Genomic DNA, 15,625 nt, shown 5'->3' on the forward strand with positions numbered 1-15,625 from the left:
CCCGATCCAGACAAACGAAAGGCCGCCGGAGCGATCCGGCGGCCTTTTTGTTTGGTAGGCGGCGACGGGTTCGAACCGCCGACCCTCTCGGTGTAAACGAGATGCTCTGACCAGCTGAGCTAGCCGCCCCCAGGGCAGAGACGGGCTTATGCCCGTCGCGCCTCAACCGTTCAAGGCGCTTTTCAAACCTTCGCCCGGACGAAAGCGCGCGGTGCGCGACGCCGGGCGTGCGACCGCCGCGCCGGTCTGCGGATTGCGCGCGACGCCGGCCTTGCGGTCCACGGCGACGAAACTGCCGAAGCCGATCAGCTTCACGTCCGTACCCCGCGTCAGCGACTCGGTCACGCCGTCGGTAAAGGCCTCCAGCGCCGTCTTCGCCTGGTCGCGGCTGATGTTCGCCGCGCTGGCCATCCGGCCGATCAGTTCCGCCTTCGTCATCCGTCCCCCTCCAGAACGAATCACTTAAGGACAGATCGGCGGTTGCGTCAAAAGCGAAAACGCCGCCGGTGGGGTCACCGGCGGCGTAGGCTGTTCAACTCGGCGTTAGTGGCTGACCGCCGCCGCCGGTCCTTCCGGAGCAGCGACCGGAGCTGGCAAGGGTTCGGCCGCCTCGTCCCACTCCACCGGCGTCAGGGTGCCGACAAGCGCCCACTTCAGCGCCTCGTCCGCCGTGGAGATCGGCACGATCTCCAGCGCCGACTTCACATTGTCCGGCACGTCGGCGAGATCCTTCTCGTTCTCCTGCGGGATCAGCACCGTCTTGACGCCGGAGCGCAGGGCCGCAAGCAGCTTCTCCTTCAGGCCGCCGATTGCGGTTACCCGGCCGCGCAGGGTGATCTCGCCGGTCATGGCGATATCCTTGCGGATCGGAATGCCGGTCAGGACCGAGACCATCGCCACCGTCATGGCCACGCCGGCGGACGGGCCGTCCTTGGGCGTGGCACCATCCGGCACGTGTACGTGGATGTCGGTCTTCTCGAACACCGGCGGCTTGACGCCGAAGGCCAAGGCCCGCGACCGCACATAGGACGCCGCAGCCGAGATCGACTCCTTCATCACGTCCTTCAGATTGCCGGTCACGGTCATGCGTCCCCGACCCGGCATCTTGATCGCCTCGATGGTCAAGATGTCGCCGCCGAACTCGGTCCAGGCCAGACCGGTGACGATGCCGACCTGATCTTCCTCGTCCGTCTCGCCATAGCGGAACTTCTTGACGCCCGCATAGTCGGCCAGCTTGGCCTCATCGACCGTGATCGACTTGGCGCCCGTCTTGGCCATTTCGCGCACGGCCTTGCGCGCCAGACCGCCCAGAGCGCGCTCCAGCGAACGGACGCCAGCCTCGCGGGTGTAGTAGCGGATCAGGTCGCGGATCGTGTCTTCCGGCACGATCAGCTCGCCATCCTTCAGACCATGGTCCGCCAACTGTTTGGGCAGGACGTGGCGCTTGGCGATCTCGACCTTCTCGTCTTCGGTGTAGCCCGACACCCGAATGATCTCCATCCGGTCCATCAGCGGCTGCGGCATGTTCAGGCTGTTCGCGGTCGTCACGAACATCACTTGGGACAGGTCGTACTCCACCTCCAAATAGTGGTCGCCGAAGGTCGAGTTCTGGGCCGGGTCCAACACCTCCAGCAGGGCCGACGACGGATCGCCGCGCCAGTCCGATCCCAGCTTGTCGATCTCGTCCAGCAGGACGAAGGCGTTGGTGGTCTTGGCCTTCTTCATCGACTGGATGATCTTGCCGGGCATGGAGCCGATATAGGTCCGCCGGTGACCGCGGATCTCGCTCTCGTCGCGCACGCCGCCCAGCGACATGCGGACGTATTCACGCCCTGTCGCCTTGGCGATGGACTTAGCCAGCGAGGTCTTGCCGACACCGGGAGGGCCGACCAGGCACAGGATCGGGCCTTTCAGGCTGCCGGTGCGGGCCTGGACCGCCAGATACTCAATGATCCGTTCCTTGACCTTCTCTAGGCCGAAGTGATCCTCTTCCAGGATGTCCTCGGCCTTGGCCAGATCGATCGGCTTCTGCTTGGCCTTGCCCCACGGCACGGACAGCAGCCAGTCGAGATAGTTGCGCACGACGGTAGATTCCGCCGACATCGGACTCATGTTGCGCAGTTTCTTGACCTCGGCCTCGGCCTTGGTGCGCGCCTCCTTGGACAGGCGCGTCTTACGGATGCGCTTCTCCAGGTCCATGATCTCGTCGCGCGCATCGTCGGTCTCGCCCAGCTCGCGCTGGATCGCCTTCATCTGCTCGTTCAGATAATATTCCCGCTGGGTCTTCTCCATCTGGCGCTTCACGCGCGAGCGGATCTTCTTCTCGACCTGAAGGACCGAAATCTCGCCCTCCATCAGCCCATATACCTTCTCCAGCCGCTTGGGCACGTCGAAGGTTTCCAGCAGGCCCTGCTTGTCGGCGATCTTCACCGACAGATGGGCTGCGACCGAGTCCGCCAGCTTTGAGGCGTCGGTGATCTGGGGGATGGAGCTGAGGGCCTCGGGCGGAACCTTCTTGTTCAGCTTCACATAGTTTTCGAACTGCTCGACCACGGCGCGCAGCATGGCCTCGGCCTGCGAGGCGTCGCCGGCTTCGTCTTCGATCTCGACGGCCTCGGCCTCGAAATACTCCTCACGGTCGGTGAAGCGGGTCAGGCGCGCGCGGCCCTTGCCCTCGACCAGCACCTTCACCGTGCCGTCGGGCAGTTTCAGCAGTTGCAGCACCGAGGCCAGCACGCCGATGGGATAGATGGCGTCAGGCGACGGATCGTCGTCGACACTGTTCTTCTGGGTCGCCAGCAGGATCTGCTTTTCCCCCTTCATGATCTCGTCCAGCGCCTTCACCGACTTTTCGCGTCCGACGAAGAGCGGCACGACCATGTGCGGGAAGACGACGATGTCTCTCAGCGGCAGGACGGGCAGGATTTTTGGTTCAGTCATGATGCGTACTCCTGGGCCATTGATCATCTCCGGCCCGCCGCCAGGGTCCGCCGGGCAAGAGGCCCGACCGGCGCATGACGGCCCGTCGATTCCGACGGCGTTCGGATGAGTATGTGGTTTGAAAGACCCGCGGTTCAAGCGTGACCGCGGAACGGCCCACATCTGCGTGGCGACAAGGCCGCCGATCGCACCGCTTTAGGTCCGCATTACGCCCGGCGACGCTTTCGACATGGCCGCTTTACGGGGATCGGGCGTCTTCTGCGGCTCCAAGGAGATGACCATGAGCCGTTCCCACCTGCTGGCCGAGACCCTTAAGCGTCCAGCCCCGGCGCCGACAACCCTTCAAATGGCGATGACCTTCATCGGCGCCCTGTTCGGCGCCCCGATCCACAAGGGCCGCGCGCGATGATGCAGGGCCATATCGAGGGCGGCGTGACACGCGCCGCCCCTCCCCGACGATACAGGGTCGTGCCTCGCGCCAGCGGTTGGGCCGTGGCGGTCAACAACGCCTGCACCCGCCCCCTGCCCGATCGCATCTCGGCCGAACGCCTCGCCGCCCGACTTCAGGCCGAGGCCGACCGCCTGAACCGCGACCAACATCGCATGACACAATGATAACGCCCCTAGCCTCGCCACCCTCCGTCGAAATCCTGACCATCCAGCCTGTCGGAGATCGCTGGCGCATCACCTCAAGCGACGGTCTGTTCGAAGGCGTCTTCACCGACGCCAAAAGCGCTGTCCGATGCGCCAGAGCGGAGGCCGAGGCGCACCCAGGCCATGTCCTGATGCTGGCCGAACCCGCCTGATCGCCTCAGATCAAGAAAAAGGCCGGAGCGATCTCGCTCCGGCCTTCGTCATTTCAGGACTTTTCGCCGATTCAGGCGGCGCCGTCGGCCTTCTTCTTGGAGGCTTCCGAATAGATCAGCAGGGGCTGGGCCTTGCCGTCGATGACCTCGGCGTTGACCACCACCTCTTCGACGCCTTCGAAGGTCGGCAGTTCGAACATGGTCTCCAGCAGAATGCCTTCCAGGATCGAGCGCAGGCCGCGCGCACCGGTCTTGCGGGTGATGGCCTTCTTGGCGACGGCGATCAGCGCGTCGTCGGTGAAGGTCAGTTCGACATTCTCCATCTCGAACAGACGCTTGTACTGTTTGACCAGAGCGTTCTTCGGCTCGGTCAGAATGGTGACCAGCGCCGTCTCGTCCAGGTCTTCCAGCGTCGCCAGCACAGGCAGGCGGCCGATGAACTCGGGGATCAAACCGAACCGCATCAGGTCGTCAGGCTCGACACCTTTCAGGATATCGCCCGTGCGGCGTTCGTCGATCTCCTTGACCTTGGCGCCGAAGCCGATCGATGCGCCGGATCCACGCGCCGAAATCACCTTTTCCAGGCCCGCGAAGGCGCCGCCGACGATGAACAGGATGTTGGCGGTGTCCACCTGCAGGAACTCCTGCTGCGGATGCTTGCGGCCGCCTTGCGGCGGCACGGAGGCGACAGTGCCTTCCATGATCTTCAGCAGGGCCTGCTGGACGCCCTCACCCGACACGTCGCGGGTGATCGACGGGTTGTCCGACTTGCGCGAAATCTTGTCGATCTCGTCGATGTAGACGATGCCGCGCTGGGCCCGCTCGACGTTGTAATCCGACGCCTGCAGCAGTTTCAGGATGATGTTCTCGACATCCTCACCCACGTAACCGGCTTCGGTCAGGGTCGTGGCGTCGGCCATGGTGAAGGGCACGTCGATGATGCGGGCCAGCGTCTGAGCCAGCAGCGTCTTGCCCGAGCCCGTCGGCCCGATCAGCATGATGTTCGACTTGGCCAGTTCGACGTCGTTGTTCTTCGTCGCGTGGTTCAGGCGCTTGTAGTGGTTGTGGACGGCGACCGAGAGCACCTTCTTGGCGTGCGCCTGGCCGATGACATAGTCGTCCAGCACGTCGCGGATTTCCTTGGGCGTGGGCACGCCGTCGGTCGTCTTCTTGAAGCCGATCTTGTGCTCTTCGCGGATGATGTCCATGCACAGTTCGACGCATTCATCGCAGATGAAGACGGTCGGGCCCGCGATGAGCTTACGGACCTCGTGCTGGCTCTTTCCGCAGAACGAGCAGTAGAGGGTGCTTTTGGCGTCGGTGCCGGCTGCTTTGGTCATAGACCCTTATCTCACTCCCGCGGGGCGGACCGAAATGGCCCGAAACGCGCTTCCCTCACATTGATTCCAGCACTCTGGATGCGAAGGTCTTCAAAAAATGACAATCACCCATCACACGTTCCGGAACAACCCCGAAGGCGGCAGGGGATTGTTGCAGTGCGTGGATGGATCAGTGTCGACGGGGATCAAGGCGAATGTCTGACATGGGTATTGTGCAGGATTTACGCCAGTCCACGGCGAATGGACGTGTCATCGTCGCTTTCGATTTCGACGGCACGCTGACGATTCGCGACAGCTTTACCGAGTTCCTGCGCTGGCGCGCTGGTCCGGGCGCCTGGGCGCTGGGGTTAGTCAAGCTGGCTCCCGCGCTGGCCTCCTACGCCAAGGATCGCGACCGGGGACGGATCAAGGCGGCCTCCGTGAAGGAGTTCCTGCTTGGCGTGAGCCGCCAGACGCTGGAAGCGGAAGCCGCAGCCTTCGCCGAAGAGATCTGGCCCCGCTTCATGCGCCCCGATGCGCTTGAGGTTTGGAACGACTGGGGCCGACGCGGCGCGCATCGCGTCATCGTGACCGCGTCGCCCACGACGACCGTCGCGCCATTCGCCCGAAAGCTGGGGGCCGAGGCCCTGCTGGGCACCGAGTTCGTCTTCGACGCCGATGACCGGATAACCGGCGACTTCGCCGGTCCGAATTGTCGGGGTCGGGAAAAGGTGCGGCGGCTGAAGGCGGCCTATGGCGAAGACATGACCCTGACGGCCGCCTATGGCGACACCTCGGGCGATACCGAAATGCTGGCGATGGCCCAGCAGCCAGGTTTTCGGGTCTTCCGTCAGAAGCCCTGACGTTCAGTTCCCGTCGGCGTCCACGTCGAACACCATCGCCTTGCCGCGCGACGTCGGGTCCCAGCCCGCCTCGATCGCCGAGGCGACGGCGGTGCGGACAGCGTCGATATTGACGCGCTGCTTTTCCACGTCCGGCCGGCCGTTGGGCCGAAGCGGCGGCGGAAACTGCACGATGGCCTCACGCTTGAAGTCCGCGTGGCGAAGAGAGACGGCCATGCCCTCCCAGACGTTGCCGCCCTTGGGCTGGGGCTGGCGACGAAGCTCCCAGACGTAGCTTTCGCCATCGACATCGACCGTGCCGCTTTGATCTCGTGTGAACTGCATGACGGTTCCGATAGCACAAAATGAAAAGGGCGCGCCGCAACCGGCGCGCCCTTTTCGTCTTTCGACAGCCGCCTTAGTTGCCGGGCGTCTTTACGCCGTCGGCGTCGGCCTGCTCGCGGCGATCATAGACGTGGTCCACGATGCCCCAGGCCTTGGCTTCGTCGGCCGACATGAAGTGGTCGCGATCCAAGGTCTTCTCGACCTCCTCGTATGTGCGGCCGGTGTGATGGACGTAGATCTCGTTCAGACGACGCTTGGTGTAGCGGATGTCGGCGGCGTGCAGTTCGATGTCCGACGCCTGGCCGCGGAAACCACCCGACGGCTGGTGCACCATGACCCGCGCATTCGGCAGGGCGATGCGCTGGCCTGCCTCGCCGGCCGTCAGAATCAGCGAACCGGCCGAGGCCGCCATGCCCATCACCACGGTCGAAACCGGGCTCTTGATGTATTGCATCGTGTCGTAGATCGCGAGCGCCGAGGTCACCTGACCGCCGGGGCTGTTGATGTACATGCTGATTTCCTTCTTCGGGTTTTCCGATTCAAGGAACAGCAGCTGGGCGCAGATCAGCGACGCCATACCGTCCTCGAACGGTCCCGTCAGGAAGATGATCCGCTCGCGCAGCAGACGCGAGAAGATGTCGAAGGAGCGCTCGCCGCGGCTGGACTGCTCCACCACCATCGGCACCAGGTTCATGTTCATCAGTTCGATCGGATCGCGCATTTAGCCTTCTCGGATGCAGTGGCGACGATTCAGCGTCGTCAGCCGGTTATGCTGCATATCGCGTTCGATGACACCCTATGCAAGGCGCTGGATGGATCACGGCTGATCGTCTTGCGCCTGTTGTCTCGTGTCGCGTTCACCAACCATACCGCGGACAATGTCTCTGGCCTGTTGTGACGGACGCGCCCTGTCACGACTGGCGGTGTAAAGAGACGCCAAATAGTCCCTGTCCCACTGCGTCATCCCAGTCGGCTTATCGGTTGCAGAAAACAGGTTCAACACGCTGTCGTAGTCGTGCGTGTCCGCGTCGGCCTGAACCTGAGCCAACGCCACCATCGCCACATAGTCGCTGAGTGCGCCGAAGTTGATTTGCCCAGTCTTGCTCACATCCACGATGATCATGACGCGAGCCAGATCATCTCGAATATTGGATCGAAGACGCGACGCGGATCGAACCGCGATGACTGGCGGCTCTTCACCGTCAATGTGGACTGCGACATCGCCCGTGTCTGCGCTCACCGGCAAACTGACGTGCCACCACCGCACGGGAGCATCCGTATTCTTAAACCGATCAAGCGCAGCTTGCCCCATGTCTGTATTGCTGCGAGAGGGTCGGAAGCCGTTCGGGTTGTCGTTAACCAATATGGTTGCAAGCTCGCGTCCGTTCGCGGCAGCAATGATCATGATGTCCGGGCGGCATCCAGGCGCTTCGATATCCAGCCCGACATTCACCGCCGCGGTCGCGATCCTGTCTATCATGAACTGGGCATAACGTCCGCTCATGTTGGCGACGCCGACGCAGATGGATCGGTCCCAACGCGCAAGCCCACGGCCTCGAGGCGGCGCAGCCACTTCGTCGAGGAAAGATTGAATCTGTGGTTCAAGACGCCGCGCCCTGACCTCCACATCCTCCACTTCCGCCACGGGAGATTGTTGCGGCGTCGGTTCCTGCCGCGCGTCAGCACCCGCTAAGGTCGCCGTAGCCGCTAGCGACATCAATGCTGCGATAAGGCTCATTGCGGCGGTTCTCGGCAATCGGAAAATAAAAAGGGCCCGCACATAGCGGGCCCTTGTAAACTACGAGCGCAACTTTCAGAATAAAAGTTACGCTTCTGTAAGCGAAGCTTACGCCTCGTCCTCGTCTTCCTTCAGCAGCTCTTCCTTGGTGATCGGCTTGTCGGTCACGTCGGCGACGCCCACGATCAGGTCGACGACCTTCTCTTCGTAGATAGGCGCGCGCATCTGGGCGGCGGCGTTGGGGTTCTGGCGGTAGAAGTTCAGGACGGCCTGTTCCTGGCCCGGATAGTTGCGGGCTTCCTGCAGGATGGCGGCGTTCAGTTCCTGATCGGTGACCTGGACGTTGTTGGCGCGACCGATTTCGGCCAGCACCAGGCCCAGACGAACGCGGCGTTCGGCGATCTTGCGGTATTCAGCCTTCAGATCTTCATCCGACTTGGCGGCGTCTTCTTCCGGCAGACGACCAGCGGTCTTGTCGGCCTCGACCTGCTGCCAGATGCCGTCGAACTCGGCGTCCACCATCTTCGGCGGCAGCGGGAAGTCGTGAGCCTCGTCCAGCTGGTCCAGCAGGGCGCGCTTCAGCTTGAAACGGGCCGCGCCGGCGTACTGCTGGTCCAGGTTGGACTTCAGCAGTTCCTTCAGCTTGTCCAGCGACTCCAGACCGATGCGGGTGGCGAAATCGTCGTCGATCTTGGATTCGGCTTCCGCCTTGATGGCCTTCACCTTGATGTCGAAGGTGGCCTTCTTGCCGGCCAGATGGGCGGCTTGATAGTTCTCGGGGAAGGTGACCTCGATGGTCTTCTCGTCGCCGACCTTGGCGCCCGTCAGTTGCTCTTCGAAACCGGGGATGAAGCGGCCCGAGCCGATCACCAGGTCCGCGTCCTCGGCGGCGCCGCCTTCGAAGGGCTCGCCGTCCAGCTTGCCCAGGAAGTCGATCGTCAGTTGGTCGCCCTCGGCGGCCTTGACGGTCTTGCCCTTCTTGTCTTCGTAGGTCTTGGCCTGACCGGCCAGTTCCGTCAGGGCCTCGTCCAGATCGGCGTCCGACGCTTCGTAGGTCGGGCGCTCCAGCTTCAGGGTCTTGGGATCGACCGGCTCGAAGTCCGGCATGATTTCCAGCGACATTTCATAGGCCAGGTCTTCCTGACCAGCGATGACCTTGTCCATGTCCGACGTCAGCTTCATCTCGGCCGGCGCGGCCGGGCGGATCTTGGCTTCGTCGAGGGCCTTCTGGCTGGTTTCGTTCAGCTCGGCGTTGATGATCTCACCCATGAACTCACGGCCGAAGGTCTTCTTGACGTGGGCGACCGGCACCTTGCCCGGACGGAAGCCCTTCAGCTTCACCTGCGGGGCGACTTCCTTGACGCGGGCTTCGAGCTTTTCGTTCAGCTCCGCGACGGGAATGGTGACCGCGATCACGCGGCTGAGGCCTTCGTTCGACTTTTCGACGACTTGCATGGTCGGGATTCTGACGCTCTGGGGCGCATGAGCCATCGAGACGGCCGGCGCGGAATGGATAAAGCAAGAAGGCCGCCCCGTGTGGAGCGGCGCCTCGAAGCCCGCCCTTATGTCGAGAAGGGCCCGAAAGGTCAACGCGGGCGTGGTTAGAGCCGGTGGTTTCGCGGCCTTTGCGTGGCTATGTTGACCAAATGAGCCAACCCGCCTCCCCCATCGGCGTCTTCGTCACGCCCGTCACCCCGCTTCAACAGAACTGCACGACCGTCTGGTGCACCGCCACCAACAAGGCCGCCGTGATCGATCCCGGCGGTTCGGTCGACGGAGTCCTGGGTGAGGTCACGCGGCGCGGCCTGACGCTGGATCAGATCTGGATCACCCACGGCCATCTGGATCACGCGGGCGGTGCAGCCGAAATGCAGGAAAAAACCGGCGTCCAGATCACCGGCCCTCAGAAGGCCGACCAGTTCTGGATCGACCGAATCGTGGAAAGCGGCCGGATGTACGGCCTGGCCGACGCCCGCCCCTTCACGCCCGACCGCTGGTTGGAAGATGGCGACACCGTCACGCTGGGCGAAACGACCTGGGACGTGCGTCACTGCCCCGGCCATACGCCCGGGCACGTCATCTTTTTCAATCGCGCAGCGCGATTCGCTCAAGTCGGCGACGTTCTATTCAAGGGTTCGGTCGGTCGCACCGACTTCCCGATGAGCGATCCGCCCGCCTTGATCCGCTCGGTGATCGAAAAGCTCTGGCCGCTGGGCGACGACGTCACCTTTGTGCCGGGCCACGGGCCGATCTCAACCTTTGGCGAAGAGCGACGGACCAATCCGTTCGTGTCTGACGCCGCAATGCGACAGGCCCCGATCCAGCGTGAGCCGTCGGGGCCTGCCTGAGCCTGCTGATCGTGTGGCTTAGCGTCGCAGGATCATGCCGATGATGACGCCGATGCCCAATGCGTAGAGCGTCGCCTTCATCGGATTGTCCTGAATGTCTTCCTGCACGCGATGAACGCGGCCGGAAATCTTCTCACGCACCAGGCCTGCATCTTCTCTGACGGCCTGACGGACCGACGTGGTCTTGCCAAAGCTACGGCCTTCGCCTTGGGCGAGGATTGCGTCCGCCTGTCGGTCCAGACGTTGGGTCAGATCATCGTCCTCCAGAACGATGTCGTCGGGTGATGTCGCGCTTATCGGGGTGTTGGTCATGTCGATCTCCGTGCTTCGCTGAACAAACCGGCGTTGCGACCCATGGTTCCTTTTTGAACGCGGGCGGTCAGGGTGCGTTGGTTGATCGCACAAGGAGCCGCTCATGACCTATATCGAACCCACTCCGACCACGCCGCAACCCGAGATCCAGCCTGAGCCGGCGCAGCAGCCGGAAATACAGCCTTCAGACACGCCCGATGAAGTTCCGCCGATGGAACCGGATGTTGGTGGCGAAGGTGATTCGCGGCCTTACGGTGCTGGGTAAAGTCAAACTCACGAGCCCTTGAGGATCGTGACAGTAAAACGGAGTTCCCGACGGAACCGTCACCGAGTCACTGGGTTCACTTCAGCAAGCGCAACGGCAGCACTGAAAGGAACACGATGGACAGCCAACCCACACGCCCCTCCGGCGTTTCCAAGCGAGGTTTCGCCTCCATGGATCCCGAACGTCAGCGCGAAATCGCGCGCAAAGGGGGCGCAAGCGTCCCCAGCGAAAAACGCAGCTTCTCCCAAGACCGCAGCCTCGCCGCACAGGCGGGCCGAAAGGGTGGAGAAGCGTCGCACGGAACCAAGAAAGACGCGGACGCCGCCGACGGGCAATAGTCGGCGGAACTCGATACAAACAAGGGCGGCCCATCGATCGATGCGCCGCCCTTTTTCTTGGCCGCGATCAGCCGCGCATTCGGCTCAGGCGCGCAGGACCGCCAAGGCGACGCTCGGCGCTGGAGAGGTGTCGATGCGGACGACCGTCCAGCCGGCGGCGGCCGCCATGGTCTGGATCGATTCAGGCGTGAACTTGCGCGAGCTTTCGGTGTGGATCGTCTCGCCGGTCATGAAGCGGAATGTCCGATCTCCGATGCGCGCGATCGTCGGCGCGATCGCTTGGAGATGCATTTCCATGCGCGAGGCGTCAGGATTCCACACGGCGCGGTGAACAAAGGCTTCCACGTCGAAATCAGCATCCAACTCGTGATTGGCGCGGATCAGAACATTGCGATTGAAGGCCGCCGTCACGCCCTGGCTGTCGTCATAGGCGGCGACCAGGATCGCAGGGTCTTTGACCAGATCGACGCCCAGAATGAACAACGCCCCCTCGCCCAGCATCCGACGCGCCGCGGCCAGGAATGCTTCGGCCTCGTCCGGTTGCAGATTGCCGATGGTCGAGCCGGGGAAGAAACCGATCCGTCGCCCCGACGGCAGGTCATCGGGCAGCGGCGCCAATTGCTCGAAGTCTCCCAGAACCGGCTGCACGCGCAGCGTCGGATAGTCAGCGCGGACGCGAATGGCGGCGTCCATCAGAGCGCTCTCGCTGATGTCGAGGGGGACGTAGGCGCCGAGATCGACAGCGGCGTCCAACAAGATCCGCGTCTTCTCGCTGGCGCCGGATCCAAACTCGACCAGCACCGCATCGGGGCCGAAGTCGGCCGTCAACTCCGCCGCGCGATCGTGCAAGAGCGCCATTTCTTGCCGGGTCGGATAGTATTCGGGCAGCACGGTGATGTCTTCGAACAGGCGCGACCCATCTGCGTCATAGAACCACTTCGGCGGCACGGCCTTTTGCGCGCGCGACAGCCCTTCGATCATATCCTTTCGAAAGGCGGCGGTTTGGGCGTCGTCCGCGGCGGCGTCTCGCGCCACGGTCCGATCTTCAGCCAGTCTCAAACCCATGAAGGCCCACCTCTGTTGGGGATAGAAGAAGTTGCGATAAGTGATGCGGTCATGGCCCGGCGGCGTGGCTAACGATCCGCCTCGCAGCACCATCTGATTGGCCATGAACTTGCCGTTGTATTCGGCGGCGGTGCCCGGCGTCGGCTGAAAACCGGGATAGGGCGCATAGGCGCTGGACGTCCACTGCCACACTTCGCCAGCCAGGTTCGAGAACGCATCAGGCGAAGAGGCGGCGGCATGTTCCCATTCCGCCTCGGACGGCAGTCGCTTGCCGGCCCAACGGGCAAAGGCGTCGGCCTCATAAAAGCTGATGTGGCGAACCGGCGCAGCAGGATCGACAGGTTTACGCCCCGTCAGACCCATCACGGTCCAGTCGCCATCCGCCAAACGCCAATACAGCGGCGCGGTCCAGCCCTCAGCCTTGACCGTCGCCCAGCCGTCCGACAGCCACAGCTCGGAACGCGAATAGCCGCCATCCTGGATGAAGGCGATCCAGTCGCCGTTCGTCACCAGATCCGCGGCCAGAGCGAACGGCTCCAGCCAGACGCGGTGCGCAGGCCCCTCATTGTCGAAGGCGAAGTCCGATTGGTCGTGGCCGATCGTCACCAGACCGCCGTCAAATGCTACCGTTCCGCCGCGCCTGATCTGAAGCGGCTCGGTTCTGGGCTCAATCTCATAGGGGGCGGGGTCGAGCGGAGAGCGCGACATCAGGTTCAGCACATCCATCAGGAAAAGCTCCTGATGCTGCTGGTCGTGGTGCAGACCCAGCTCGAACAGATAGCGTTGATGGCCGCTGGTCTCGCCCTGCGCCAGCCAGGCGACCATGCGGCGGTCGATCTCTCGGCGATAGGCCAGGACCTCATCGACGGAGGGGCGAGTCATCAGCCCGCGCTGGTCCCGCCTGACCCGCTCACCCAAAGCCTCATAGTAGGAGTTGAACAGCTGCTGAAAACGCGGATCGACGGGCTGGTATCCGGGATCGGACGACAGGATCATCGCCTCGAAAAACCAGCTGGTGTGCGCCAGATGCCATTTCCCTGGGCTGCAATCCGCCATCGACTGAGCTGACAGATCCTCGGCAGACAAACCTTCAGCCAGAGCGATCATGCGCGCGCGAACGGCCTTGAACTGCGCCACGTCTGACGCAACCCGCGGGTCGGGCTCGGAGCGCGCATTCATGTCAGCTGTCCCGTCCGACACCAGCCCCAGCGCCTTGTCAGTGCCGAACAAACGCACCAACAAGACCAAGGTTCCCAAGCACTTGGCGTTCGGGATCACATATCAGCGCATCGGGCGGCCGCCATGTTTGGCGTATTCCAACCGCGCGATGGTGCGATTATGGACCTCGTCCGGGCCGTCGGCGATGCGCAAGGTGCGGACACCCGCGTAAAGCTCAGCCAGGGGCGTGTCGCCCGAAACACCGGCGCCGCCGAACGCCTGAATGGCGTCGTCGATGATCTGCAAAGCCATCTTTGGCGCGGCGACTTTGATCTGGGCGATCTCGGAGCGCGCGTTCTTGGCTCCCGCCTGATCCATCATCCAAGCCGCCTTTAGCACCAACAGGCGACACATCTCGATGTTGGTGCGCGCCTCCGCGACGCGCTGTTCCCAGACCGAATGCTCGGCCAACTGCTTCTTGAACGCCGTCCGGTTCAGCAGCCGCGTCACCATCAGTTCCAGCGCCCGCTCGGCCGCACCGATGGTGCGCATGCAGTGGTGAATACGGCCCGGGCCAAGCCGCCCTTGGGCGATCTCGAAGCCCCTGCCCTCGCCCGCGATCAGGTTCTCGACCGGCACGCGGACGTTCTCCAGCACGACCTCGGCATGGCCGATCGGCTTTTCATCATAGCCGAACACCGACAGCATCCGCTCGACGCGGAAGCCAGGCGTGTCGGCCGGCACGATGATCTGCGACTGCTGGGCGTGGGATGCGGCGTCGGGGTCTGTCTTGCCCATGACGATGGTCACGGCCAGATTCGGATGGCCCATATTGGTCGACCACCATTTGCGGCCGTTGATGACATAGTGGTCGCCGTCTCGCTCGATCCGGGTCTGGATGTTGGTGGCGTCGGACGAGGCGACCTCAGGCTCGGTCATCAGGAAGGCCGAACGGATTTCGCCCGCCATCAGGGGCTTCAGCCAGCGCGCCTGCTGCTCGGCGTTCCCGTACATATGGAGCACCTCCATATTGCCGGTGTCGGGGGCATTGCAGTTAAACACCTCGGCCGACCAAAGATGCCGCCCCATCATCTCGGCCAGCGGCGCGTATTCCAGATTGGTCAGACCCGCTCCGTGGTCGCCCGGCAGGAACATGTTCCACAGTCCGGCTTCCTTCGCGGCTGCCTTCATCGTCTCCATGACCGGCGGCTGACGGTTCGAATCCTCGCGCACCTGGGCGAAATATTCGGCTTCACGCGGGATGACCTGCTCGTCCAGGAAGCGACGGACGCGGGCGTGCCAATCCAGGGCGCGGTCGGAATGTTTGAAGTCCATGTCGTTTCCTCTTTCCCGTTCGCGCTTCTGTCGAGCGCTCGATACGAAAACGGCGCGGCCCCTGGTCGGGAGCCGCGCCGCCATAACTGGTCGTTCAGACCGGCATCAGCGCTTCAGCAGCGGAGCCAGCTTCTGGGCGATCATCATGTCGCCGGCGATCTTCAGCTTGCCCTGCATGAAGGCCATCATCGGATCCAGCTTGCCTTCCGACAGAGCCATGAAGTCATCCCACTTCATCGAGACGGTGGCGTCGGCGGGCTTGTCCTCGTTCGTCACCGTGTTCGGCGTCGAGGCGCCGTCGATGAAGATCTTGCCCTCGTCGCCGAGGTCGAGCTTGACGGTCTTGCCGAGGCCGGAGTTGTCGCCAACGGCGCCGCGGATGTGTTCGGTGACTTGTGCGAGATCGGGCATTGGGGGCGTCTCCCTGTTGGACGTTGTGAACTACGGGTTAGCCCGCATCGGCGGGGGCGCCAAGATCACGTCGGGGAAAGGTCTGATCACTTCTCCGGATCGCCGTCGCGGAACCGCCATTTCATCACCAGCACGCCCGACGCCATCACCAGGGCGCAGGCGTTGGCGACCGTGACAGGCCAAGCCTGCGTCATGACGCCATAGACGACCCACAGCACGAAGCAGGTCACCGTCAGGGAGTATGTCTTCAAGCTGACCGACGACGCGTCGCGCTCCTTCCAAATCTTGACCGCCTGAGGCGCGAAGCTGGTGATCGAGCAGATCGCAGCCGCTGAGCCGACGATATTGGCGATCAGGTCGCTCATGCCGCGATCATCGACGTGACGTTCAGGCTAAATCTGCA

The 15,625-nt window shown here is 63.2% G+C and carries 19 protein-coding genes and 1 tRNA gene; 7 read left to right on the plus strand and 13 right to left on the minus strand.

Features of this window, described 5'->3' with window-relative positions; all coding sequences use genetic code 11:
- Positions 1 to 52: 52 nt before the first annotated feature.
- The 3 genes from ABIC32_RS12900 to lon all read right to left on the minus strand — a co-directional run bounded on the left by ABIC32_RS12900 (position 53) and on the right by lon (position 2,940).
- A tRNA-Val gene (locus ABIC32_RS12900) sits at positions 53 to 129 on the minus strand.
- A gap of 33 nt (positions 130 to 162) precedes the next feature.
- A complete protein-coding gene (locus tag ABIC32_RS12905; protein WP_354074439.1) occupies positions 163 to 438 on the minus strand; it encodes an HU family DNA-binding protein in 276 nt (91 codons plus the stop codon).
- 105 nt (positions 439 to 543) lie between these two features.
- A complete protein-coding gene (gene lon / locus ABIC32_RS12910) occupies positions 544 to 2,940 on the minus strand; it encodes an endopeptidase La (protein ID WP_354074440.1) in 2,397 nt (798 codons plus the stop codon).
- A gap of 280 nt (positions 2,941 to 3,220) precedes the next feature.
- Here lon and ABIC32_RS12915 point away from each other — a divergent pair, with 280 nt between their 5' ends.
- From ABIC32_RS12915 to ABIC32_RS12925, 3 genes are read left to right on the plus strand one after another with little or no spacing between them, the layout of a single operon-like run.
- Positions 3,221 to 3,349 carry a hypothetical protein gene (locus tag ABIC32_RS12915; protein WP_354074441.1) on the plus strand — a complete coding sequence of 43 codons (129 nt, stop codon included), beginning with the start codon at positions 3,221 to 3,223 and terminating at the stop codon, positions 3,347 to 3,349.
- Positions 3,350 to 3,408: 59 nt separating this feature from the next.
- Entirely contained in the window at positions 3,409 to 3,555 is a 147-nt protein-coding gene (locus tag ABIC32_RS12920) for a hypothetical protein (protein WP_354074442.1), read from the plus strand.
- Positions 3,552 to 3,746: a hypothetical protein gene (locus ABIC32_RS12925; protein ID WP_354074443.1), complete on the plus strand. Its 195-nt coding sequence runs from the start codon at positions 3,552 to 3,554 to the stop codon at positions 3,744 to 3,746. Before ABIC32_RS12920 ends, ABIC32_RS12925 begins: the two co-directional genes overlap by 4 nt.
- A gap of 71 nt (positions 3,747 to 3,817) precedes the next feature.
- Here the strand turns inward: ABIC32_RS12925 and clpX are convergent, their stop codons facing one another.
- Complete coding sequence (gene clpX, locus ABIC32_RS12930; protein WP_039243616.1) at positions 3,818 to 5,086, minus strand: ATP-dependent Clp protease ATP-binding subunit ClpX; 1,269 nt, start codon at positions 5,084 to 5,086, stop codon at positions 3,818 to 3,820.
- Positions 5,087 to 5,280: 194 nt separating this feature from the next.
- Here clpX and ABIC32_RS12935 point away from each other — a divergent pair, with 194 nt between their 5' ends.
- Positions 5,281 to 5,928, plus strand: coding sequence for an HAD-IB family hydrolase (locus tag ABIC32_RS12935; RefSeq protein WP_354074444.1), 648 nt, complete (start codon positions 5,281 to 5,283; stop codon positions 5,926 to 5,928).
- A 3-nt stretch (positions 5,929 to 5,931) separates the two neighbouring features.
- On the opposite strand, the gene ABIC32_RS12940 is transcribed toward ABIC32_RS12935, so the two are convergent.
- From ABIC32_RS12940 to tig, 4 genes are all read right to left on the minus strand, one after another.
- Positions 5,932 to 6,252, minus strand: coding sequence for a hypothetical protein (locus ABIC32_RS12940; protein WP_265147972.1), 321 nt, complete (start codon positions 6,250 to 6,252; stop codon positions 5,932 to 5,934).
- 73 nt (positions 6,253 to 6,325) lie between these two features.
- On the minus strand, positions 6,326 to 6,973 hold the full coding sequence (locus ABIC32_RS12945) for an ATP-dependent Clp protease proteolytic subunit (RefSeq protein ID WP_066551635.1): 648 nt from the start codon (positions 6,971 to 6,973) through the stop codon (positions 6,326 to 6,328).
- Between the two features lie 96 nt (positions 6,974 to 7,069).
- Positions 7,070 to 7,990, minus strand: a complete 921-nt coding sequence (locus ABIC32_RS12950) for a hypothetical protein (RefSeq protein WP_354074445.1) — start codon at positions 7,988 to 7,990, stop codon at positions 7,070 to 7,072.
- Between the two features lie 108 nt (positions 7,991 to 8,098).
- Positions 8,099 to 9,445, minus strand: coding sequence for a trigger factor (gene tig / locus ABIC32_RS12955; protein WP_354074446.1), 1,347 nt, complete (start codon positions 9,443 to 9,445; stop codon positions 8,099 to 8,101).
- A 191-nt stretch (positions 9,446 to 9,636) separates the two neighbouring features.
- Between tig and ABIC32_RS12960 the strand changes: the two genes are divergently transcribed.
- Positions 9,637 to 10,338, plus strand: coding sequence for an MBL fold metallo-hydrolase (locus ABIC32_RS12960; RefSeq protein ID WP_354074447.1), 702 nt, complete (start codon positions 9,637 to 9,639; stop codon positions 10,336 to 10,338).
- An 18-nt stretch (positions 10,339 to 10,356) separates the two neighbouring features.
- On the opposite strand, the gene ABIC32_RS12965 is transcribed toward ABIC32_RS12960, so the two are convergent.
- Positions 10,357 to 10,650 (minus strand): hypothetical protein, encoded by a 294-nt coding sequence (locus ABIC32_RS12965; RefSeq protein ID WP_052689558.1) that lies wholly within the window; start codon positions 10,648 to 10,650, stop codon positions 10,357 to 10,359.
- Positions 10,651 to 10,753: 103 nt separating this feature from the next.
- On the opposite strand from ABIC32_RS12965, the gene ABIC32_RS12970 reads away from it, so the two are divergent.
- Together ABIC32_RS12970 and ABIC32_RS12975 are read left to right on the plus strand one after the other, a co-directional pair.
- The gene (locus ABIC32_RS12970; protein ID WP_197458470.1) at positions 10,754 to 10,915 is read left to right on the plus strand and encodes a hypothetical protein; all 162 of its coding nucleotides are present in this window, start codon (positions 10,754 to 10,756) and stop codon (positions 10,913 to 10,915) included.
- A gap of 116 nt (positions 10,916 to 11,031) precedes the next feature.
- Positions 11,032 to 11,253 (plus strand): con-10 family general stress protein, encoded by a 222-nt coding sequence (locus ABIC32_RS12975; RefSeq protein ID WP_039243609.1) that lies wholly within the window; start codon positions 11,032 to 11,034, stop codon positions 11,251 to 11,253.
- A gap of 84 nt (positions 11,254 to 11,337) precedes the next feature.
- Here ABIC32_RS12975 and egtB read toward each other — a convergent pair whose 3' ends face one another.
- The 4 genes from egtB to ABIC32_RS12995 all read right to left on the minus strand — a co-directional run bounded on the left by egtB (position 11,338) and on the right by ABIC32_RS12995 (position 15,587).
- Entirely contained in the window at positions 11,338 to 13,497 is a 2,160-nt protein-coding gene (gene egtB, locus ABIC32_RS12980) for an ergothioneine biosynthesis protein EgtB (protein WP_354074587.1), read from the minus strand.
- Positions 13,498 to 13,599: 102 nt separating this feature from the next.
- On the minus strand, positions 13,600 to 14,811 hold the full coding sequence (locus tag ABIC32_RS12985) for an acyl-CoA dehydrogenase family protein (protein ID WP_295184701.1): 1,212 nt from the start codon (positions 14,809 to 14,811) through the stop codon (positions 13,600 to 13,602).
- Positions 14,812 to 14,916: 105 nt separating this feature from the next.
- Entirely contained in the window at positions 14,917 to 15,222 is a 306-nt protein-coding gene (locus ABIC32_RS12990; RefSeq protein ID WP_039243606.1) for an SCP2 sterol-binding domain-containing protein, read from the minus strand.
- Positions 15,223 to 15,308: 86 nt separating this feature from the next.
- Positions 15,309 to 15,587, minus strand: a complete 279-nt coding sequence (locus ABIC32_RS12995) for a SemiSWEET family sugar transporter (protein ID WP_039243605.1) — start codon at positions 15,585 to 15,587, stop codon at positions 15,309 to 15,311.
- Between the last annotated feature and the right edge of the window lie 38 nt (positions 15,588 to 15,625).

Origin of the sequence: Brevundimonas sp. 1080, assembly GCF_040545985.1 — a bacterium.
GTDB lineage: Bacteria > Pseudomonadota > Alphaproteobacteria > Caulobacterales > Caulobacteraceae > Brevundimonas.